Annotated in this window: 20 protein-coding genes and 1 riboswitch; of the genes, 9 read left to right on the top strand and 11 right to left on the bottom strand. The window is 42.3% G+C overall.

Annotation, left to right across the window (positions count from 1 at the left end; genetic code table 11):
* Window positions 1-109 precede the first annotated feature (109 nt).
* Both R7P64_RS06105 and R7P64_RS06100 read left to right on the top strand, forming a co-directional pair.
* Window positions 110-544, top strand: coding sequence for a DUF962 domain-containing protein (locus R7P64_RS06105; protein WP_005377800.1), 435 nt, complete (start codon window positions 110-112; stop codon window positions 542-544).
* A 202-nt stretch (window positions 545-746) separates the two neighbouring features.
* Window positions 747-1058 carry a hypothetical protein gene (locus tag R7P64_RS06100; protein ID WP_318118531.1) on the top strand — a complete coding sequence of 104 codons (312 nt, stop codon included), beginning with the start codon at window positions 747-749 and terminating at the stop codon, window positions 1056-1058.
* Between the two features lie 146 nt (window positions 1059-1204).
* Here the strand turns inward: R7P64_RS06100 and R7P64_RS06095 are convergent, their stop codons facing one another.
* From R7P64_RS06095 to metA, 7 genes are all read right to left on the bottom strand, one after another.
* Window positions 1205-2296, bottom strand: coding sequence for a sulfate ABC transporter permease (locus R7P64_RS06095; RefSeq protein ID WP_213961181.1), 1092 nt, complete (start codon window positions 2294-2296; stop codon window positions 1205-1207).
* Between the two features lies 1 nt (window position 2297).
* Window positions 2298-2774 carry a hypothetical protein gene (locus R7P64_RS06090; protein ID WP_017633987.1) on the bottom strand — a complete coding sequence of 159 codons (477 nt, stop codon included), beginning with the start codon at window positions 2772-2774 and terminating at the stop codon, window positions 2298-2300.
* Between the two features lie 9 nt (window positions 2775-2783).
* Window positions 2784-5960 carry a response regulator gene (locus R7P64_RS06085; RefSeq protein ID WP_213961182.1) on the bottom strand — a complete coding sequence of 1059 codons (3177 nt, stop codon included), beginning with the start codon at window positions 5958-5960 and terminating at the stop codon, window positions 2784-2786.
* 156 nt (window positions 5961-6116) lie between these two features.
* Window positions 6117-8273 carry a GGDEF domain-containing phosphodiesterase gene (locus tag R7P64_RS06080; protein ID WP_213973391.1) on the bottom strand — a complete coding sequence of 719 codons (2157 nt, stop codon included), beginning with the start codon at window positions 8271-8273 and terminating at the stop codon, window positions 6117-6119.
* Entirely contained in the window at window positions 8273-9202 is a 930-nt protein-coding gene (locus tag R7P64_RS06075) for a phosphate/phosphite/phosphonate ABC transporter substrate-binding protein (protein WP_017633990.1), read from the bottom strand. The genes R7P64_RS06080 and R7P64_RS06075 overlap by 1 nt, the downstream gene beginning before the upstream one ends.
* A 267-nt stretch (window positions 9203-9469) precedes the next feature.
* A complete protein-coding gene (gene pilW, locus R7P64_RS06070) occupies window positions 9470-10195 on the bottom strand; it encodes a type IV pilus biogenesis/stability protein PilW (RefSeq protein WP_017820928.1) in 726 nt (241 codons plus the stop codon).
* Between the two features lie 179 nt (window positions 10196-10374).
* Window positions 10375-11316 (bottom strand): homoserine O-acetyltransferase MetA, encoded by a 942-nt coding sequence (metA, locus tag R7P64_RS06065; RefSeq protein ID WP_005377792.1) that lies wholly within the window; start codon window positions 11314-11316, stop codon window positions 10375-10377.
* Window positions 11317-11656: 340 nt separating this feature from the next.
* Between metA and R7P64_RS06060 the strand changes: the two genes are divergently transcribed.
* The 3 genes from R7P64_RS06060 to R7P64_RS06050 all read left to right on the top strand — a co-directional run bounded on the left by R7P64_RS06060 (window position 11657) and on the right by R7P64_RS06050 (window position 13873).
* The gene (locus tag R7P64_RS06060; protein ID WP_005377791.1) at window positions 11657-12043 is read left to right on the top strand and encodes a DUF6559 family protein; all 387 of its coding nucleotides are present in this window, start codon (window positions 11657-11659) and stop codon (window positions 12041-12043) included.
* Between the two features lie 123 nt (window positions 12044-12166).
* Window positions 12167-12502: a DMT family transporter gene (locus R7P64_RS06055; RefSeq protein WP_069593657.1), complete on the top strand. Its 336-nt coding sequence runs from the start codon at window positions 12167-12169 to the stop codon at window positions 12500-12502.
* A gap of 420 nt (window positions 12503-12922) precedes the next feature.
* Complete coding sequence (locus tag R7P64_RS06050) at window positions 12923-13873, top strand: LpxL/LpxP family Kdo(2)-lipid IV(A) lauroyl/palmitoleoyl acyltransferase (RefSeq protein WP_053303308.1); 951 nt, start codon at window positions 12923-12925, stop codon at window positions 13871-13873.
* Between the two features lie 70 nt (window positions 13874-13943).
* Here the strand turns inward: R7P64_RS06050 and R7P64_RS06045 are convergent, their stop codons facing one another.
* Window positions 13944-15416 (bottom strand): carboxypeptidase M32, encoded by a 1473-nt coding sequence (locus R7P64_RS06045; RefSeq protein ID WP_005377788.1) that lies wholly within the window; start codon window positions 15414-15416, stop codon window positions 13944-13946.
* Between the two features lie 223 nt (window positions 15417-15639).
* On the opposite strand from R7P64_RS06045, the gene R7P64_RS06040 reads away from it, so the two are divergent.
* A complete protein-coding gene (locus R7P64_RS06040) occupies window positions 15640-16275 on the top strand; it encodes a LysE family translocator (protein ID WP_017820932.1) in 636 nt (211 codons plus the stop codon).
* Complete coding sequence (locus tag R7P64_RS06035; protein WP_258657691.1) at window positions 16275-16841, top strand: threonine transporter RhtB; 567 nt, start codon at window positions 16275-16277, stop codon at window positions 16839-16841. Before R7P64_RS06040 ends, R7P64_RS06035 begins: the two co-directional genes overlap by 1 nt.
* A 118-nt stretch (window positions 16842-16959) precedes the next feature.
* On the opposite strand, the gene R7P64_RS06030 is transcribed toward R7P64_RS06035, so the two are convergent.
* On the bottom strand, window positions 16960-18336 hold the full coding sequence (locus tag R7P64_RS06030) for an alanine/glycine:cation symporter family protein (RefSeq protein ID WP_005377785.1): 1377 nt from the start codon (window positions 18334-18336) through the stop codon (window positions 16960-16962).
* 122 nt (window positions 18337-18458) lie between these two features.
* Window positions 18459-18558, bottom strand: a riboswitch (glycine riboswitch).
* Between the two features lie 527 nt (window positions 18559-19085).
* Between R7P64_RS06030 and R7P64_RS06025 the strand changes: the two genes are divergently transcribed.
* Together R7P64_RS06025 and R7P64_RS06020 are read left to right on the top strand one after the other, a co-directional pair.
* Complete coding sequence (locus R7P64_RS06025) at window positions 19086-19244, top strand: hypothetical protein (RefSeq protein WP_005377784.1); 159 nt, start codon at window positions 19086-19088, stop codon at window positions 19242-19244.
* Window positions 19245-19275: 31 nt separating this feature from the next.
* Window positions 19276-20010, top strand: a complete 735-nt coding sequence (locus R7P64_RS06020; protein ID WP_017820934.1) for a chromosome segregation ATPase — start codon at window positions 19276-19278, stop codon at window positions 20008-20010.
* A gap of 89 nt (window positions 20011-20099) precedes the next feature.
* Here R7P64_RS06020 and R7P64_RS06015 read toward each other — a convergent pair whose 3' ends face one another.
* Together R7P64_RS06015 and R7P64_RS06010 are read right to left on the bottom strand one after the other, a co-directional pair.
* Window positions 20100-20483, bottom strand: a complete 384-nt coding sequence (locus tag R7P64_RS06015; RefSeq protein ID WP_005377782.1) for a hypothetical protein — start codon at window positions 20481-20483, stop codon at window positions 20100-20102.
* A gap of 99 nt (window positions 20484-20582) precedes the next feature.
* Window positions 20583-20948: a VOC family protein gene (locus tag R7P64_RS06010; RefSeq protein ID WP_005377781.1), complete on the bottom strand. Its 366-nt coding sequence runs from the start codon at window positions 20946-20948 to the stop codon at window positions 20583-20585.
* Window positions 20949-21067 lie beyond the last annotated feature (119 nt).

Here is a 21067-nt window from a genome sequence, read left to right as displayed (position 1 = left end):
ACTGGCCTCTGTTGTTTTGTCGCTCGTTGCTCGTAGCCTTTACGGAAAAATTCGCACCTTTTTCATCCTCGGGCTATATAAGAATAAGAAGGTGGAAAAGGGGAATGATATGCGAGCATTATCTGAATGGCTAAAAGAATACGGGGAGAGTCACCAAAACCCTATCAACCAAAAGATTCACACAATCGCAGTTCCAGGTATTTACCTTTCTGTGGTTGGACTTATTTGGTCGATTCCCCAGATTTCATTATTAGGCTTCGAACTTAATTGGGTTTGGGTAGCGGTGATCCCCACTTGGGTTTTCTATTTTCGTTTGTCTCTGAGCGTATTCATGATGATGATCGGCTACACATTAGCGTGCATTGGCCTTATTTGGTCTCTAGAGGTATTGATGTTGCCCGTTCTGCATATTTCTATGCTCTTGTTTGGTGTATTGTGGATATTGCAATTTATCGGTCACAAGATTGAAGGTAAAAAACCGTCGTTTTTTGAGGATTTACAGTTTCTACTCATCGGCCCGATTTGGGTGTTCAGAAAACACTAGCGATAAGCAAAATCAGGCATCATCCGAATTACACAAGACATATAACGTTCAGAGATTATGTAGCTCTTACTACAGAATACCTCTCCTTCTTATTGCCACGACAAGCATTCACTTTAGATACGCACTATGATTAAAGAGGTGCCAACGCACTTTACGCTATCGAGATGCTTAAACTTACGGCAAGTTTACTTTAGGGGGATGAATGTACGATCGACAATATAAGTATGCCTATTGGAGAGAAGAGCGTAAAAAAGGCAAATGGCACTATATATTAAAGTCCTTCTTTATGATTTGTTGTGCATTACTGCTCGGTAAAGTCATCGGTTTGTTCATTTTTGGAGAGCTGCATTCTTTAAGCGACATTTGGGAACAACTCCCTGCGGATGTTTTTATTATGATGATCGTGGGCTTTCCAATTAGTGTCCTTGGTTGGTACCACGAAGAGTCAAAGTTTTTCCGGGCACTGCGACGCAAAGAAAAGCGGTTGAAAGGCAATCAAAACAAACCGAAATAGAGTAACCTTTGTCTGTGTTTGGATTGCCACTTACCTATCTGAACGATTCTATCCCTTCCAGTCGTTTAGCGTTTAGTTACGTGTTGCAAAAAGCCTTCTTAATACAACAGCCCCCAATGTTGTGGAAATTGGTACTGTAAGAAACATTAAAAAACGAAGTTGAGCATTAGCGTATAAAGGCTCGCACTGTCATCCTTTGGGGCTGATGAAAACGCGCCAGAGCTATTATTGTAGGCGTTGAACCTTTGCCATTCTGCATTCAGGGAAACGTTGTAATCTAGGTCGTATCTCAACCCGAGTAAGAAACTGTCTCCACTTTTTTTATCCCGACTATTAAACTGCTGACCGTAAACAATATAAGGAGTCAGCTCGTTTACATTATAACTTGTTGTCGCGTACCAAGATGAGGAAAGATTGCTGGTCTGTCCTTCTGCCATAATCACAATGTTATCGAGCTCGTATCTTAACCCTAGAGAGAACAGATCGATCGTGTTGTTTTTTTCTGTTTCAACTAGACGGTCAATGATTGTGGTTCCGCCACCGGGAGTGGACTGCTCAATGTTAGAGAGCGTCGTTGTTTGATCATAATCGCCGTGGAGGTAGGAAAAATTCCAACGATAGCTCTCTCCGCTTAGCGTTAAGTTCATCCCTGCAGTATTGTTTGACTCAATTTCCAATTCAGTACGTTCATTGATGGTTACGTCACTATTGTCTTTAAACCCGACAAACGGCATGGCGGTAAGTACGACTTGCTCATTGAGGTCATGAATCCAGCGTGCAGATAGGCCGTTATAAGCCGTGATACCTAGAATGCTGTCATATACCTCATTCGGTGGGCGGGCTTGGGTAAAAGCGTGGCCGACATAGTTGTACTCAGACATCAAAAACAGTGGCAGTCTTAAGCGTCCTCCTCGTATTTCTATGTTTTGATAGGTATAAGCCAAATACGCCCACTCGAGCTGAGGCGAGCTCCAATGGTCTTGCGGGCGCTTTACGACTTGTGCGGATGCCCGAAATGCCTTGTGAAAATAATCGAGCTGCATGCCGAAAGTGGTATCGCAATCGAAACAAGATTCATCGCCAATAAAGCGGTTAACTAGTAACGTAGTTGGGTTATCGGATTTTGCCCACGAAGTAGAGCCAAAACCACTTAAAGAAAGTTGTTCTGTTAGTTCAATCGTGGCTGAGCTCGGAAAGGTCGCGATACTCAGCGATAACATGGTTAAATATTTTTTCATATCAATTCTCCGAGCTAACCACACATAAAACATGAGCATTACTAGGGACGCTCGATGTTGGGGCATAACCAATTCTATTCGGCTTCTCTTGCATCCATGCTATGAGGTCATCAATGCTGGAGCGTGCAATCACTTTTGGCGGTCTAGCTTTACCTGAAAAAGACAAGCTTGCCCAATGCGCGTTCATTTGCGCTAAATTTTTGTTGAGAAGATAACGATAGAACTCAGCTCTTTCTGTTGATGTCGCAGGCCAGTCAGAGAGTTCAATTCGCTGGCCTTGTAAAAGTTGCGTCTTCCCTCTGTACAACTTTCGCGCTTTATTGACAGTGAGCGGAGAGAATTCGTCATTAAATGAGAAAACGGCGTAGCTCTCTGCAGCGAGAGCTTGGCAATTTAATGAAAGAAGGGCAATCAGAATAAACAGATAGCGTTTTATGTAACGCAAAGGAAAAGCAACGCGAGAATGATTTCTACTCATAGAATCCACCTACATTGCTTGTTCAATTTGATACAACAGTTTTTCTTTGCGCACAGGCTTTGGTACGTAGGCATCCATTCCTGAATCAAAGCAGCGTTGAATGTCATCATCTACGACGCTTGCTGTTAATGCGATAATGGGCGTCTTAGCTAATCCTTTACTCGCTTCATAAGCTCTAATTTGCCTAGAAGCTTCAAACCCATCCATTATGGGCATCATGCAATCCATCAAAATAACATCAAACTTTCCATCTTTTTGGAACATTTCGACTGCAATTTGTCCGTTTTCTGCGACTTCGAATTGATAGCCTGCTTTAGATAGCAATAGAGAAGCCACTTTCTGGTTCACTCTATTATCTTCGACAAGCAAGATGCGTTCGGAGCGAATAGGCGTTACCGTTGCTTCTGGTTGCTCAGAACTTGCAGGTAGTTCATGAGTTTTATCGGGGGTGGTGTTCTCTTGGTGTGGTTCAGCAGGCGTCGTGTTGGAAACACGTAACCCAATTGCCTTATCTAACTTCTCTTTAAGCAACCCTGCTTTAAACGGTTTGGGCACATAGTCATCCATTCCAACGTCAAAGCATTTTTGTATATCGTCATCGACCACACTTGCCGTTAGAGCAATAATCGGAATTCTGAAAGCGCGTTTTTCTTTTACTTCTATTTGACGAATTATTTGGGTGGCTTCAAATCCATCCATTACGGGCATCATACAGTCCATTAAAATTAGGCTGTATTGATTCTGTTGAAATTTCTCAACCGCTTCTTGTCCGTTTACTGCGACATCAAAGTCGAAGCCAGCTTTTGTGACGTGTAGCCCCGCGATTTTTTGATTGACCGTATTGTCATCAACGACCAAAATTTTCGGCAAAGATTTAACATGTTGCGCTGAAGTGCTCTCTTGTTGTGCGTGCGAGAAATTTGCCGCACAACTTTCAAGTGCTTTAATTAAGCGCTGCCCTAGTAGTGGCTGAGTGACCAAGGCGCTGATACTGTTTCTAAAGTCGAATTGTGGGCTATGAAGGTGCTTGATGAGGCAGACACGAATGTTTCGTTTACAAAGGCTTTCTATCTCATCGATATGCATCGCCGCTGCATTTGGTGATGCTTCTACATGAATAACGATAACGCGCTCGTTATCAATCCACGTTGGCAACGCACTTAAGGTATCTACTGACTGCGTTATATTGATGTTGAAAAAACTTAACTCGTTACGCAGTTTTTGTTCTAGTTGAGTACTGCTGCATACAATCCATATGTCGTTGTGATTCAGAGCGTGATAAGCGTTAAACTCTTGCGTCACAACAGGAGCAGTTAGTTCAAAGAAGAAGCGACTGCCTTTACCTTTCTCGGATTCAAGTTGAATTTCTCCACCCATTAGCTCAACTAATTGCGTGCTAATGGCAAGCCCAAGTCCAGTTCCCCCAAATTGTCGGGTAGTAGAGTTATCCTCTTGGGCAAATGGAGCAAATATTTTCTTTTGCTGCTGGGCATCAATACCAATCCCAGAATCTTTAACGGAAAACTCGATGACCGCTTCACCATTTTTTATTTCGCGGGTGATGACCGATAGCTCTACACTGCCTTGTTCGGTAAATTTTACCGCGTTAGACATGAAGTTCATGACAACTTGGCGTATACGATGGTCATCCAACATTACGTGGTAAGGCGTGTTACGGCTAATGTTGACTTGCACATCGATGCCTTTTTCCTTTGCTTTCGGTGAAATGATAGAAGCAATGTCATAGATAGACTCTCGAACACAAGTTGAATGTGGGCTAATGAGCAACATCCCAGATTCAATTTTTGAGAAGTCTAGAACGTCATTAATTAAACTCAAAAGCAGTTGGGAGGAGGTTTCAATCGTGTCGACGTAATCGCGTTGTGTGGCAGTCAGGGAAGTATCGGATAAGACTTCAGAGATGCCAATAACGCCATTTAGCGGCGTGCGGATCTCGTGGGACATGTTGGCCAAAAAGCTACTTTTGGCTTTACTCGCCTTAATTGCATCATCTTTTGCTTGTTCTGCATCTTCTTTAGCTTGTGTGAGCTTTAGTCTGGACAACATCCGCTCATCACTAAGCTTTTTTACCTCCCGAGCAAACTTACTCAGCTCGTCTTTACCCTTTATTAGTTGAGCAAGAGGTGAATTTTCAGTGTTACTTTGTTCATTGCTTTCGTTACTGAGAAATTTGAGGACTAGATTCAAGTTTCCAGTAACTTTTCGCACCAATCTTAGCGTTAAACTTACGACCAACAGCGTTAAAAGGCTCATCATTGCGATAAAGGTAAAGCGGTGCTGTGTCGTCGTGTTGATTGTCTTTGATATATCATCACTCAACTGTTGTTCCATTTTGTCGTCAACACTTTGTAATAACGATAAGCGTTTGTTGAGTGCAGATAACCCCGCATCAATCTCATCCGGGGTTAATGATTTGAGTTGAGCTGGTTGCAATAAATAAGCACGAAACTCTTGGCTTTTGATAAAGACTTCACCCGTAAACGTCTCAATGAGCAGATCTACTTGTTGTTGATTGGCATTTAGCGTCACAAAACGCTCTAGAAATAGTTGTTGGTTCTGGATTAAAGATTGGATAGAAGCCTGTGTTGTGAGGTCATACTCGTTATTTTCCTCTGAAGATCGAATCAAATATTCGCTTAATCTATGTTCTTCAGTGGACCAGAACATCAACCATTCAAGTTGCATCAAAGAAGAAAGGTGAGTGTTTGTTTCATAACTCACATTTCTAAAATAGACTTTGTCTAAGCTCATGAGGATTTCTTTGAACGTATCAGCGCGCCACTCTGCCGCATCTAACTTTTCTTCTTGATTTTGCGAAGAGAGCATCGAGAGGGTTGCCTCCTCAAAGCTTATCAACTGGTTTAGTATCTCAGCGTTTTCACCGAATACTGGTGCAGCGGTGTCGCGTAACAATTGAGATATCTGCTGAGTTTTTAGTTGCTTATCTATTACATCAGGGTTATTCGGTAGGTGATAAAGCGAAGATACGCGGTCGATGTAGACAGAGAATAACTGTGCTTTTTGTAGTTCCTGAGCTTGGATAGAAAGGCTTTGTACATGTTTACCCGCGAGGACAAGCAACAATAAAATTGGCAGCAAAACCAACCCAAATAGCTTTTGTTTTACCGACAGGTTGTTCCAAGAAAAGATTCCTACCACGCGCATTTCCATATCCAAGAAGTTGATATGAAAAGTGTAGTTTATTTATCTCAGATGTTAGATTTTAAGAGGAAATTCATATTAATGAGGTGGGGGAAGTGTGACCGATATTGCATTACGAGTACTAACGCGCTAAGCGGCAATAGTTAACAAAACGGCGTTCTAAGCAAAGTGATTGACGCTTTGAACGTCACTCCCTCGTTGGTATTCAAATGCAATCAATTCCTCGGCAGGTACAGGTCTACCTAAGAAAAAACCTTGTACGACGTCACAGTGGAGAGACTCCATTCGTGTGAGTTGAGTTTGAGTTTCTACGCCTTCGGCTACTACTTTCATTCTTAGGTTGTGAGCCATGGATACAATCGCGCGAACTAATGAATCGTCTTGATCGCTTTTTCGGATTTGAGCGATAAATGAACGATCAATCTTGAGCCCGTCAAAAGCCATATGTTGTAGGTAGGCAAGGGCTGAATACCCCGTACCAAAGTCATCTAGCCAAACTTCCACTCCGATACTTTGTAGTTTTTTAAGTACATATTGAGCTTTCTCTGTATCATCAATAAAAAGTGACTCTGTCACTTCAACATGAATGGTTTGAGGGGCGACATCATGTCGTCGTAAATACTTAGAAAATAATTGACTTAAATCTTGGCGATAGATTTGTCTTGGGGACAAGTTTAGTGCAATGTGAAAATCAGTACCGAAATGTTCTGCCCACATTGCCCGCTGAGCAACTGCCGTCTTAATGATATGTTCTCCAAGCTCCAATATTAAATCACTTTGTTCTGCGATCGGGATAAACGATTCTGGACTGATATAACCTTTCTCGGGATGATTCCACCTAACCAATGCTTCGACCCCAATTAGGCGATAGGTTTTTAGATCAAATTGTGGTTGATACCACAGCTCGAATTGAGACAAGTCACGTACTGAACGACGCAGTTCTCGTTCTATGTATAAACGTTGTTTAATCGTTTCATCAAACGTGGAATCGTATATCGTCATAATGTCTTTACCGCGTCTTTTAGATTCCTGCGCCGCAAGAGAGGAAAGCTGTAAAAGAGACTCAGCGTTTGAACCAAATTCTGGATACACAGCAATTCCGAGGCTTGCCGTAATTTGAATATCGTTCTCTTCCAAACTAAAGGGAGAGAGTAGTTGGCGATGAATATCGTTCGCTTTTTCTCTAGCTTCATGACTGCCCGAGCACGGAAAGGCCAGTACAAATTCATCCGCACCTACTCGACTTACGATGGTCGAAAGGCGGTAAAGCGGCTTAAAATAACTCGGCAAACGGCCTTGAAGCTCTGAGGCAAGATGGCCTAGCAATTTATCCCCAATGTTATGTCCGTAGTTATCGTTAATGTGCTTAAAGTCATCCAAGTCAATAAACACAACCGCGAGTGAGGGGGATTTGTGGTCAGTTATTTGCGTTTGAATATCAATGAGTAACTTTTCTCGGTTTGGCAGGGAAGTCAGAATATCGTGGTACGCCATGAACTCAACTCGGCTGGTGTATCGGTTCACTTTGTTTGACATTTTGTTGTACGCCGAAATAAGTTCTCCCACTTCATCTTTGCTTTGTATGTCGGTGACTGGCAGCGCTTGGGTATTTGACTCTGAAAATTGATCTTTTAGTTGCTTGAGTGGCTTAGTTAACGACCGCCCCAAAGCATAAGCGATGATGCTACCGAATAGAACGGATATCCCACTGATCGTTAGCAGCAAGTTAAACATCTTCTGTTTATCGTTTGAGGTAATCGCTTGGACTTGTTCAATGTTCTGTTCTTTCTCTTCCAGTAGATGTATCAAGTTAAGCTCAAGATACACCGCCCCAAGAGTAATATTTGATTGCTGAATCGGCGCTGCGATCTCCAACTGATGCTTGGAAAAGGAAACGAGAGTTCTGGATTCTTCTATTGCTTTCAAAATAAAAGGAGAGCGGTGATGAGGTTGGGCAAACATCCTTAGCTGAGTAGTGCCGTCGTGAAAGATTAGCCCTTCATTGTCAACAACATGTATTTTCGAGACATCTGGCTGGCTCAATGTTGCCTTAATTTGCTCATACGCTTGACTGATATTGTCTGTATAGAGTGGATCAAAAAGCTGTTTTGATAATAGCTCTGCATAAACCAACCCTTTTTGCTTAACGTAAGATTCTGTTTTTTCTTGAGAGTTGTTCGTGATTTGTTGAGTTAAGCTATTTGAATATGCATCGTAACCGTGCATGTATAACGCAAGATTTATCACCACAACAAACAAGACAACGAACATTGTCGAGCAAATGTATTTGGTTTCGAGTGAGAGCTTTTGAAACATCAATCCACCTTCGGTAACAAGTGAACTGACTTGCGCACTGTACTTAAGGAGGCTCGCATTTCTGGAGTAAGTGCGCTGAATTTTTTGGTGTTCTGAAACTTTTTAAGTGCGAGAGAGCCTTCGTGAGTTGTATCCATATCAAGCAGTATGGACGTGATTTTACGCTGTTGCTCTAGGCTCATGCTTGGAGAAGCGAGAATCAAATCCCTGGGTATTTCAACAGAACGAGAAAAAATCGCTAGTTTGTCTTTCATGTTCTCTGGCAAATCTTTGGGATTGTTCCAGTTGAAGTTACTGAATGCTCCTGCCGCAACTCTCTGTTTATATACCCATACAGATAGGTTGATTTCATTTGACTGAGCGAGTTGCTCATCAAGGAATAAATAACCAATACTGTCTTTGGCCGGTTTGTCATCAGGAGAGGGAAGGTATTGCAGTTTTTCTCCGTGATTCAGCAATGTAATCGCAGGTAGGTAATAGCTGCTGGTAGACGTGCGCTTTTCAAAAACAAGCGTTTTTCCGCGCAGGTCAGAAAGTGACTCAATCCCACTCTCTTTATTAGTAAAGAACACCGTATGATATTTTTGCAGGCCTTTTTTCCATCGTATAGCAAGAACTTGGCTATTAGACTCCTTTTCTAAGGTCATCGCATTAAAGGGGGTCGCCGTTGCAATTTGAACGGTGCCATTTTCAAGCGCAACCGCGAGCTGACGATAATTTTTAAATACCTTTACTGCCCCTTTTGCGTAACCATATTCAGACATATTTTCAGTTACATACTGAGTAAGGGGCGTCGCTTTTTTGATTTTGCTTTGGGCTTTATTGGACACAATGCCAAACGTGAATGTTTTCTCAATATTTTCTTGTGCACTGACAACAAAAGGTGAACTCAGCAAAGTGAGTAATAACAGAGTGCAGGCAGGTTTCATCCGGCTTCAACTTCCTTCTGGTGCATGTCAGTAATATTTAGTATTTATCAATGTGCCGAAATCAATCTTAAAAACAGTATGATGTACAAATTTCGTTGTGTGCGCACTTTTTATAATGTGACTTGGTCACTTATTCCGTTCAAATAGTACCGAATTTGACGTTTATGTACAGGATGAATGTATCACCGTGAGTCTGAATTCACTGGATTCTTGGTCAAGCGCTGTATTGGCTGTGAGCTAATGCGCCTTATGTATCGCTATTTTGTACTAAGAAAATTTTTCCAATTGTTTTTGATACTTTTTCTCGAGAGCTTCATTGCCTGCTGCACGTTCAAGTTGAATCATGAGTTGCAAAGAGGGCTTCTTCACGCCATACATTTGATTGAATCTCATTAATCGAATTCTAGCTTCAGTATAATCACCGCTATCAATTTCTATTTTAGCGAGTTGCAAAATCGATTTTGGTCTATGGGGATCATGATCGATAGCTCTAGTAAAGTAGTATCTCGCTTTGTCTTTATCTTGTGATTTTAGAGCACAAAAAGCTGCATTCTCATAGCTCGCTGGAATAAGGTAGTAATAAGGCTGCTCAATGGCTCGATTAAACATCTGATCGGCTTTTTCGAAGTCACCTCGCTTGCAAAGAAAAGTACCGTAGTTATTGAGCACATTTCCGTTTTTAGTGTGTTGGCGTAGAGAGCGTTTATACATCTGTTCGGCTTTAATATCTTCACCAACCGTTTCGTAGTAGTGAGCCATAGATAATTGCGCGCGATAGTATTGAGGTGCGTGGTTTAAGGCTTGTTGTAAGTTATCATGCGCGCGAATCATGTTACCGCCGTCTAAATAACCTAAGCCAAGTGCGATACGTGATTCTGCCATTGCCACAGGATCGGCTTTAACGACAGGGCTTCCATCTTCTTTCACCGTCACGCAACCCACGAGTGCAAACTGAGACAATAATATTAGTGCACCGAGCTTTGCTGTTTTCATTCTTTATCCCTACATCCCTGAATCTTTCTGCATGATATGAATTACTTAGCAAAAGCCTATTGAGGAAAAAACACTATGCGATCAGGTTTGCAAACTGTTATGAAAAAGCCGCCATATGGCGGCTTGGTTCACATATTACATTTCGGTAATGATGAGTGCTTTGTTTGCTTATTTTGAAGCTAATCGTCTTTAGTGAAAGCATCTTCACTGAAGTGATCGAGGTCGTACGGTGTTTGCTGATAAACACAGTAGTTCAGCCAGTTTAAAAAGAGGAGGTGTCCATGGCTTCTCCAGCTTGCAATTGGTGGGTTATCTGGGTTGTTGTTTGGGTAATAGTTGACAGGAATAGCGGGCTCCATACCTTCGCTTAAATCTCGGATATATTCATTATGTAAGGTGTGAGAATCATACTCAGGGTGTCCTGTGACAAAGACATTGCGTTTGTCTTTTGTGGTGGCCAAGTACACACCTGCGACATCCGATGTCGCTAAAATGTCTAAGTCAGTATGCTCTTCTAGAAAGTGAGGCGAAAAATCTGCGTAACGCGAGTGAGGAGCCAAAAACGTGTCATCAAATCCACGTAAGATAGGGTGAAATTGATGATGGATTTGGTGATGATACACGCCTGAAAGTTTTTCTTTACGCGTTTTTTTAGGTAGATCGTAGAGTAGCTTTAGTCCCGCTTGCGCAGCCCAGCAAACATAAAGAGTGGATGTCACATGATCTTTTGCCCACTCCATGATGGTTTTGAGATGATCCCAATAAATGACATCTTCAAATTGTACCAAACCTAATGGAGCCCCAGTAATGATCATGCCATCGAAGTTTTTATCTCGCACCATTTCAAATTGGCGATAAAACGTGTCTAAATGTTCAGTTGGCGTATTTTTACTCGGGCGGTTATCAATGCGCAGTAATTCGACGTTAACCTGTAGTGGGCTGTTTGAGAGTAGACGCAGAAACTGAGTTTCAGTCTCTATTTTTTTTGGCATCAGATTAAGGATCAGCACTCTTAAAGGACGTATTTCCTGACTCGCTGCACGCGTTTCACTCATCACGAAGATGTTTTCTGTCCTTAATACATCGGTAGCTGGTAATTGATCTGGAATTCTAATTGGCACGACTTTCTCTCCCTAAGTATAGTCAATCTAGACGTCTACACTTCTAAAGCTAACTTAATTAAGTTTAGATGTCGATACGAAATCCGACTTTTCAATCTACTCTTTACATTATGGTAAACCGTACTCGGGGTTGTCACACAATTGTGACTAAAGCAGAGTTTCTGATGAGATAGGTTTGAAACGCAGTGTGTACTATTTGCTGGTAATTATGCGATCACGTTAATATGTGAAGGTGACTTCGTAGTAAGGAAGTCTCAAATTAATGAGCCATACTAAAAACAATCAGCTCACCATTTTGCATTAATGTGCATATTTGGAAACATCGTCAGTGGAGGACATTATGTTCGGTATTTTCAAGAGAAAGACAAAGATTCAGAGCATCGCTCAAGAAGTTCCTTGCGTGCTACTGCATTCGTTTGGTGATAAAGACATTTATACGCCGGAAGAGATTGATCAAGCTCTTCAAAAGCTGGGTTATGATAAGAGCAAGGATATCAGTCATTATCAGTATGCGTATGGAATGTTTGCCGATGAAGCCTCTTACGAGCTCCTAGAACTAACGGATGAGCTAGGTAATTATGGTCATTTCCAACGTGAAGTAGGTAAGATGCTACTCAATACACCTGAGCCGATTGATATGCATATCTACTTTGAAATTTCTCGTCAGCACCAAAACGTCAGCCTTTCACCTGGTCATCAAAAAGTAAGCGAAAGTGATGGTGTGTAAACATCGTTAGTGGTATTCCATCGTGAGATGAGTTGGGTATAATGCGCGGCCTAATTATCCGGACATGTTGTCGGTTACATTTCTGTTGAGCGTTAATGCCTTATGTTCAAAATGCTTGTCTCTATGCCACCAATGTTGGCGCTGTCGATCGCGATTGTATGTGAAGTGATTGCCACTTCTTATATTCCCAAAACAGAGCAATTTACGAAAGTAATGCCGAGCACAGTCGTTTTGATTGGTTACGGCATCGCTTTCTTCTTGCTTTCCGTCACAGTGCAAACAATGCCTGTTGGGGTTGTTTATGCCATATGGAGTGGTGCTGGGATCGTTTTGGTTGCGACGGTTGGTTACTTTGTTTACGGACAGCGTCTAGACTTACCAGCCCTAGTTGGTATTGGGTTTATCATCGCTGGTGTGTTGATCGTAAATTTATTATCCAAAACAGTAGGGCACGAATAACTCCACTCTACTTGTTAAGTGAATAAGAAGCCGCAGCGAGAAATTGCTGCGGCTTTTTAGTGCAAATTCAATCGCTAATGGCGAGTATTGATATGACGTCTTATTGTTGTATTCATAACGGTCGCATTATGTGATTGAAAAATAGACATTATTTAGCGCATTGAAAATACAAAGTTATGTTTCTTCAAACTTTAGGAAAGGGCAGTAGATAAATCACTCCGATAGATGTTAACGTGGCGACTCATCTTTACTGCTTTTTCATTCCCTACATATTTCTGCAAAGTTCTTATTGTGTAGTGTGTCGAAGAACCATAGAATCCGCGCGCTTTAATTTATGTTATTAGCGTTATCAATGATAAAAGTGCAGTCCATTATCATTGTTTTTATCACTTATAGATGGGCACATCTGACAATACTTACATGAACAAATACAAAAAGCCTGCATTCAAGGCCGAATTTCTTTTGCCTCGTTACTGGGGAACGTTAATTATCATTAGCGTGATGTACTTACTTAGCCTCCTTCCTTTTAAAGTTCAACTAGCTTTGGGACGCAACATTGGTCGTTTAGCTATGCGATTCATGAGAAAACGTCAAGTTACGATCAGACGCAATCTTGAGCTTTGCTTCCCTCATATGGAAAAATGCCAACGCGAAGCAATTCTAAAAGACAACATCGACAATACTGGCATCGCACTTTTTGAGACCGCAATGGCATGGTTTTGGTCAGATAAACGGGTAAACAAACACGTCACGATAAAAGGCATGGAGCATCTAGAGGCTTTAGAGAAGTCAGGCAAAGGTGCATTAATGTTGGCCGTACACTCAATGAATCTAGAGTTAGGTGCTCGAGCTTTTGGCATTAAAAAGTCTGGAACCGGTGTTTATCGCCCAAACAATAATCCGTGCTTTGATTATTTTCAGTATAAGGGACGCTCTCGCTCTAATCGTACACTGATTGATCGTAAAAACGTCAAAGCCATGCTTGAATCACTTAAAACGGGTGAGCGGGTTTGGTATGCACCGGACCACGATTATGGTAACCGACGCTCGACATTTGCACCGTTATTTGCCGTTAAAAATGCTTGTACTACGACAGGTACAAGTTTGTTGGTTGATTCTACAGATTGCGCCATTGTGCCTTTTACGATGGTAAGAGGAAAAGACGGACACTATACCCTAACCATTAGTGCGCCCGTCGAAGGTTTCCCGAAAGAGGATCATCAACGTGCCGCCGCATTCGTGAATCAAATAGTTGAAACATCAATCATGGCAAGTCCGAGCCAGTATATGTGGCTTCATCGTCGGTTTAAAACTAGACCAGAGGGTGAGGACTGTTTGTACAAGCCTAGGCTCATCCCTAGCTTGGCATAACACATAGAGAGCCTACAAAAAGCCCAAGGAACATACGAACCTTGGGCTTTTACTTTCTATTCTTTTCGCTTTATAAGTAGCGATCTTTTAGGTGAGCTTGAAAGTGTTTAGCATTCAGTGTTTCACCCGTGGCTTGTTTTACCAACTCATCAGTGGTGAATAAGCTACCTTTACTCCAGATGTTTTCCGAGAGCCAATTGAATATCGGAGCTAAGTCGCCAGAACGAATAACCGCATCTACATCGACGGTTTGTTTCATTGCTGCCATAAATTGTGCAGCGTACATCGCACCGAGCGTGTAGGACGGGAAATAGCCAAAACTTCCGTCTGTCCAATGGATATCTTGCATACAGCCATTTTTGAAGTTTCCTTCGGTTGATAGCCCCAAGTACGCTTTCATCTTTTCGTTCCAGAGTTCTGGTACATCTGTATGTTTGATGACGCCGTTCATGAGATCTCGCTCAATTTCATATCGAAGAATAACGTGAGCAGGATATGTAAGTTCGTCAGCATCTACGCGAATAAAGCCTTTTTCTACGCGAGTGTAAATTTTGGCTAAATTGTCTTTTTCGAATTCACTACCAGAAAAATGGTTAGAAGCCAGTCGAGCGAGGTGATCGATAAACGCGCTGCTTCGTCCTATTTGCATTTCAAAGAAGAGTGATTGTGATTCATGAATACCCATAGAGCGAGCTTCTCCCGCGGGTGTTCCTGATAAATCTTTTGGTAGCCCTTGCTCGTATCGAGCATGGCCAGTTTCGTGGACAATCCCCATCAATGATTGGACAAACTCGTTTTCATTATAACGTGTCGTAATACGCACATCTGTCGGTACACCGCCACAAAATGGGTGGGTACTCTCATCAAGTCGACCGTGTTCAAAATCGAATTGAAGTAGCTTCATGACTTCCAAACCGAGCGCTTTTTGCTTTTCCGCAGGGTAGTGTGCAGTTGGCAATAAGATGTTGTCTGATTGTTGTTTTTCAAGCGCTTCATCGATCAAAGTAGGAAGCCAGGTTTTCACGTCAGCAAAAAGAATGTCTAACGACGCAGACGTTGTGCCAGGTTCATAAACATCGAGCATGGCATCATAAGGAGTCGTGCCATTTGCTTCGGCTCTAATTTGCGCTTCTTCCTGCGATAGCTTTACGACTTCAGCCCAGTTCTTTTCAAAACCAGCCCAGTCATTTTCTCCACGTTGCGTACGCCATGCATGTTCACATTTGGAGCCAGCAAGAGATTGAGCTTGAACTAATGATTCTGGTAGTAAGTTAGCTTGCTGCCACCCACGCTTCATTTCTCTTAGGATAGATTTTTCTTTTGTAGACAGCGTCTCTTCTTCTGCCTGAGCGAAAAGCTCTCCCAAGTGCGGTTGAGTCATTAAAGAATGGATATGTACATCGAGCTCTGCCGTGGCATTCGATCGTGCTTCAGCGCCACCAGGTGGCATGACCGCTGCTTGATCCCAATCTATGATGGCAGATAGATGCTCAAAATTTGCCACTTTTTTGGAATGTTCAACGAGTTTTGTAAATGCGTTCATGTGACTACTCTTATTCTTTTGTTCTTTCCCTAAACACCCGATAACGGGTCCTTCATATGGTGTTGCACTAAGCAACCTGCGTTAATTTACTAATAATTAACAATTAACTCCAACCCATTGTCCATAAACTCACCCAGTTGTATAGCTCTCTTAAAAAAGAAGCTTGCGAATCTTGTGGATTGGCGGTATTGATGAAGGATTGACAATTAATTATCACGATAATATGGATATTTTGAATTTCGAGGCATTTATTATTGCCATTACGATTTTAACGTTAACGCCAGGTTTAGATACTGCACTTGTTATCCGTAACACTAGCCGATCGGGCCTAAAAGATGGATGTACAACCAGTCTAGGGATTTGCTTTGGCTTATTCGTACATGCTTTTTTTTCTGCGGTTGGTATCTCGGCGATTCTTGCGCAATCTGCAGAGTTGTTCCAAATCGTAAAAATGATTGGCGCAGCTTATCTTATCTGGCTTGGTTTGAGCAGTTTAAAAGCGCTAATGTCGTCGAAAGATGGATTGACCGTGACCGAGCAGATTCACGAAGTGTTTAATGGTAAGCGCTCTTTTAGAGAGGGCTTTCTTTCTAACGTCTTGAACCCGAAAACGGCGGTCTTCTATTTGGCTTTCTTGCCACAGTTTGTGAATCCAGAAGGTTCACCCTTGCTTCAATCAATGATGATGGCATCTGTACACTTTGCTATTGCGATGGTTTGGCAGTGTGGTTTAGCTGGCGCGCTTAACTCGGCTAAAAATCTACTAAAGAATGCAAGCTTTATGAAGTGGATGGAAGGCGCGACGGGCGCAGTATTAGTCGCACTTGGTGTGAAGTTATTAATTGAAAAACCCGTTTAATGCTTAATATTTATCGATTGTTGATACTACTCGCTGTATTTATTGTGGGGGTAGGTGCCGCTGTTGCTTGGCATACGTGGCCACAAGTACAGTTTGCGCAACGCGGCATGATCTGGTCTTGGCACTGGGGCTACTTCGAGCCTTTTGCTAATGGAATACAACAAACGCGAACTCAAGATACTAAACAGTTATTGCTCAGGCGTGTGTATTTGCATGACGCTATTGTCGTTTTTGTTTCGACAACTATGGACAATAAATTTGAGGTTGACGTTGTAAAAGAGCAAACCTGTGAACCTAAAACGACGACTTGGGCTTCGGTCTCTGTCAATCATCAACGTGTTAGGCATGTACCTATGGTGTGCGATGCGTTTGGGCAAGGCTACTTTTATCGCTACATCGGGAAACATCTGGAATCGATTGAAGTGGGTGTCGGCGACTCTTTTGTAACAGAAGCATTTTTAGACTGGCCGCTATCAGAGTTGAAAGCGGATCAATTCAAGCAAAAAAATGCGAAGTTTTTTGAAGAACGTGGAGAAAACGTTGAGCATCAATGGTTGAGAGATTAACCATTTAACCGAAGATAAATAAAGCCCGCTAAATAATAGCGGGCTTTATGTTTTTACCATTTCTAATGAGCTTTGCTCTCCGTGACTGGTAGTTTGTGACCGAACAGCTGTCGTTTCACTAAGCTTTCACTGCTTCAACTTCACCTGATTGCGATGTTGAGCTAAAGAACAGTTTGGTTTCTGCCAGTACGACGTGACGCAGTGCGATCAAACCAATCAGGTTAGGAATTGCCATCAGGCCGTTTACGATATCAGCCAGTAGCCAAATCATATCGAGGTGAAGGAATGCACCAGATGCCACCAAGCCAACGAAAATCAGTTTGTATGGAAGCACAGCTTTAGTTCCGAACAGGAACACAACGCAACGCTCACCGTAGTAGTTCCAACCAAGAATGGTGGTAAAAGCGAAGAACATCAAACCGATTGAAACGAGCATAGGGCCAAATGTATCTGCATTTAAACCCACCGCAAAAGCATGAGTCGTCATCGCGGCGCCTGCTAGGTCACTTTGCCATGCACCGGTCAGGATTAGAGCAAGGCCTGTCATGGTACAAATAATGATGGTATCGAAAAAGGTACCCGTCATTGAAATTAGGCCTTGTTTAACACAAGAGTCTGTCTTCGCTGCTGCTGCTGCCATAGGCGCGCTACCCAAACCTGATTCATTTGAGAACACACCGCGAGCGATACCTGATTGGATTGCCAACATGATGCTTGCACCTAGAAAACCACCAGTCGCTGCTGTTGATGTAAAGGCTGAAACCAGCACTAATTCAACGGCATTGAACAATTGGTCTGCATTCATGATGATCACGCTTAAACACGCCAACACATAAAATACAGCCATGGTAGGAACCACTTTTCCTGCAACGTTAGCAATGGATTTGATGCCACCCAAAGTTACGAAAGCAACCAAAAGAGTTAGTACAAAGGCAGATAGCTCACGGTTAACACCAAGAGATATCTCACTTGCATCCAGAATCGCGTTTACTTGTGGAAACGTACCGATACCAAAACAAGCAACACCCAAAGCAAACACTGCAAACATGATCGCGAGAGCTTTTGAGCCAACACCGTATTGCAAGTAATACATTGGGCCACCAATCATTTGGCCTTTATCATCGACTCTTCGGTACTTAACCGCCAACAAACATTCGGCGTATTTAGTCGCCATTCCGAAAAGGGCAGCGAGCCACATCCAGAATAGAGCGCCTGGTCCACCGAGTTTGATTGCTGTGGCAACACCAACAATGTTACCAGTACCAATTGTTGCTGAGAGCGCAGTACAAAGAGCTGCAAAGCTAGAAACGTCACCTTGAGTATTAGATGACTTATCTTTACTGAATACCATCGCTAGCGCTGTTGGGAGGTGTTTAAACTGGATCAAGCCAAGGCTAAAAGTGAAGTAAACCCCTGTACCTACTAGCAAAATAAGCAGCGGTGGACCCCAGACAAAATTATCGATGGTTTGTAGTAAAGATTGTAGGTTGTTCATGATTTCCCCTTAATAAAACAACTAATAAGGAGAAGAGGGAAAGGACGAGATCAACGATCTCTAAAAGAACTAAGCTATTGGCTGTAGGCGGGAAGGCCAAGCAAAATAGTTAGGTTGTAACTTTCCACTCCTCTGTCCTTTTGCCTGAGAGTTTCACCTTGCGTGAGTGCAAGACTTGCTCCTTCGGCGACCGATTTAACGGTTCTCTCCAGAGGTTCCTCCAACTACAGTCCCCGCTACCTAGGTAGCACCTGAAATAGTTAATTCTTCGGCGAGTTATGCTAATCAAATGTTAAAATTTGATTAATAACCACTCTCCTGCAGTCTTCATCGGAACAATTACTCAATTAAATGAGTAAAGGTTAGTTAATGATGCTGGTCATCATTAACGTGTGAACTCTATCATGTTTTTGGTCCATTTCAACACCCTATGTCAATTTATTTTCAATGAAATAACCTCATCAATTTTCATGAAGGTATGTTTGCCAATCTTTTTGTGCGAGTCACGGCATAAATAAAATTTATTGGGTTAGGGAATGGAACCCAAAAACACTTCAGAACGATAAATGTGTTTCGATCGTTACGACATAAGTTATTCAATTAAGGACACAAAATTGATTAAAATCGGAGCACTTATTTTAAAATCTACGCTAAGTTGACCTTATGGTACGTATAAATGGGTTACAATGAATCTTTGTGAAACAGTCTACGGACCTAGGCAGTTTTTCATGAGTGGACAAGGAGGCGGTATGACCAGATTATTAGCCATTGCGGTGTTGATTGCAGTAGCATTTGTGCTGTTTCGTTATCGAACCAATGAAAAAGTCCAAAAAGCGACCGTTATAACATTAATTGGCGCATTTCTGATTTATACAGCATCAATTATGTTTGCGGAATTGATCCGCTAGCAAAGTAAAAGAGTCCTTGGAGTAGTATACGGTGAGTTCTCAGAACAAAATGGAAGAGCAAGACGACGTAGTTGTCATTGAAGAGCGTGACAAACGTACGCATATCTATATCGCAATCGCTGCGGTGTTAGGCTTGGCATTTGGTGGCCTTGTTGGATCGGTTGTCACTGCGAACAAGTGGGAATCGACTTACCACGTATTAGAAGAAAAGTATCAAGCACTAACGCAAGATAAAACCCAGTTGGCATCTCAAGTAAAAGTGCGTGAAGAGGCGCTTGACCAAGAAATACAAAACCAAGTTAGTGAGTTACTTGCCGCGAAAGACGAAGCGCACCAGAAAGCACTTAAGAAGTTGCAAAAGCAATTGACTGAGGTCGAGAAGGTTAACTTGTCACTAGAGTCTCAATTGAAGCAGCAGGCAGATAAGATCAACACGACGAAGTCAGAAAATGAGAAGTTGAGTCGTCAAGCGGATATGCAAGCGACTATGTTTGAGCGGTCCCGCGAAGTATTCCAGAAAGAGCTAAAAATTTCGCAAGAATTAGAGTCTCTCGAGAAAGAACGGTCGAAATTATTACCTAAGATTGAGAAACTCAAGAAAGAGTGTGACGTATTTTTAGAAGGCAAATCTTGGGACGTGAAGTCGGACGCGTGTGATAAACATGATGAAGCTAATTCACGACTAAGTCAGGTCGATCAAATGATTGAAGTCTATAAAATGGACCTCAAACAAATCAAAGCAATAACGGAAGATATCGGCCTTTAAGTCTTTTGTATCCGGTTTTGAAAAGCAAAAGGAGCTCTTTAAGAGCTCCTTTTTCGTTGTTAGCTATGACTTTTAGCCTGTCGCGTATATTAGATTCGTGAGGCGTCATAGCCTGAGGCGAGCAGGAGCTCTCGTTCGTGTTTAATCAGCTGAGCTCGATCTTCAATTAGTTCATTGAGTGCTTGAGATGGCTTACCTGCTAATGCTTTGAACGAAGCAAAAGATTCCGCGGTGTCGATTTTATCAATCATCTGACTGATGACATTACGAGCCTCACACGGGTTACTCGTCGTTGTAAAGTATTCTACTTGCTTTGCTGCCGATTTCATCTCAGTTAATAGCTCAAGCGGGCTACTTTCTTTGGCTACTGCCATGTAGTTATCCAGCACGCGCTTTGCATAAAGCAGTTCTTTGAGGGGGATATCTCTTCCGCTCTCGATTAGGGATTCGCTAAGGATCATACTTGAGCTCATGGGCATTCCTTCTTATTACTACGCCGCTTTTGATGTTTCCTTGAGTCTAATTTATTGAAGTCACATTGGGAATGGGTAAAAAGCATTTTTAACGCATTTTTATTCATTTATGAAAACACGAATGCGATGCTTATCTGGATCGATAGCCATAAAATTTAACCCATACACTGATGTCGCTGGTGGTTGAACAAACTCAACACCTAGGTCTTTCCAGCGCTTGTAAATGCGCTCTAGCATATGACTATTGGGCACCGATAAAGACAACTCGGTGCCACCACCTCTAATTCCGCTGTAGGGTGAAAGATTATCTCTTTGCTTGAGTGTCAACGTTAAGCCTTCGGTCAGTGGAATAGCGGCGAAGGTTGGAGACAACTGCGTGACTTTGCGTTCGAACAGTTTCGAATAAAAAACTTGGCTTATGTGGATGTCCTCAACGTAGAGAACGAATGAATTGATAGTCAGCATGGTTTGTTCCTTAATCAATTAGAAATAGTAGGGGCAATCTAACGGAAAGGAACGACAGGAGTTGTCAGTAGAACATTCTCGAAGGTAAGTGACAGAATAAGAAAAAGGAGCCGTTTAGC

Origin of the sequence: Vibrio sp. 2304, assembly GCF_033339475.1 — a bacterium.
Classification (GTDB): domain Bacteria; phylum Pseudomonadota; class Gammaproteobacteria; order Enterobacterales; family Vibrionaceae; genus Vibrio; species Vibrio alginolyticus.
The sequence above is the reverse complement of the archived record's forward strand: the minus strand, read 5'-3'. Positions and strand labels throughout refer to the sequence as shown.

Coding starts and splice junctions, on each gene's coding strand:
- R7P64_RS06055 (WP_069593657.1), top strand. CDS start 12,167: ATGCCACCAATGTTGGCGCTGTCGATCGCGATTGTATGTGAAGTGATT.
- R7P64_RS06100 (WP_318118531.1), top strand. CDS start 747: ATGTACGATCGACAATATAAGTATGCCTATTGGAGAGAAGAGCGTAAA.
- R7P64_RS06050 (WP_053303308.1), top strand. CDS start 12,923: ATGAACAAATACAAAAAGCCTGCATTCAAGGCCGAATTTCTTTTGCCT.
- R7P64_RS06035 (WP_258657691.1), top strand. CDS start 16,275: ATGCTTAATATTTATCGATTGTTGATACTACTCGCTGTATTTATTGTG.
- R7P64_RS06085 (WP_213961182.1), bottom strand. CDS start 5,960: ATGCGCGTGGTAGGAATCTTTTCTTGGAACAACCTGTCGGTAAAACAA.
- R7P64_RS06080 (WP_213973391.1), bottom strand. CDS start 8,273: ATGTTTCAAAAGCTCTCACTCGAAACCAAATACATTTGCTCGACAATG.
- R7P64_RS06030 (WP_005377785.1), bottom strand. CDS start 18,336: ATGAACAACCTACAATCTTTACTACAAACCATCGATAATTTTGTCTGG.
- R7P64_RS06060 (WP_005377791.1), top strand. CDS start 11,657: ATGTTCGGTATTTTCAAGAGAAAGACAAAGATTCAGAGCATCGCTCAA.
- R7P64_RS06045 (WP_005377788.1), bottom strand. CDS start 15,416: ATGAACGCATTTACAAAACTCGTTGAACATTCCAAAAAAGTGGCAAAT.
- pilW (WP_017820928.1), bottom strand. CDS start 10,195: ATGAAAACAGCAAAGCTCGGTGCACTAATATTATTGTCTCAGTTTGCA.
- R7P64_RS06090 (WP_017633987.1), bottom strand. CDS start 2,774: ATGAGTAGAAATCATTCTCGCGTTGCTTTTCCTTTGCGTTACATAAAA.
- R7P64_RS06095 (WP_213961181.1), bottom strand. CDS start 2,296: ATGAAAAAATATTTAACCATGTTATCGCTGAGTATCGCGACCTTTCCG.
- R7P64_RS06040 (WP_017820932.1), top strand. CDS start 15,640: ATGGATATTTTGAATTTCGAGGCATTTATTATTGCCATTACGATTTTA.
- R7P64_RS06105 (WP_005377800.1), top strand. CDS start 110: ATGCGAGCATTATCTGAATGGCTAAAAGAATACGGGGAGAGTCACCAA.
- R7P64_RS06075 (WP_017633990.1), bottom strand. CDS start 9,202: ATGAAACCTGCCTGCACTCTGTTATTACTCACTTTGCTGAGTTCACCT.
- R7P64_RS06025 (WP_005377784.1), top strand. CDS start 19,086: ATGACCAGATTATTAGCCATTGCGGTGTTGATTGCAGTAGCATTTGTG.
- R7P64_RS06015 (WP_005377782.1), bottom strand. CDS start 20,483: ATGAGCTCAAGTATGATCCTTAGCGAATCCCTAATCGAGAGCGGAAGA.
- R7P64_RS06010 (WP_005377781.1), bottom strand. CDS start 20,948: ATGCTGACTATCAATTCATTCGTTCTCTACGTTGAGGACATCCACATA.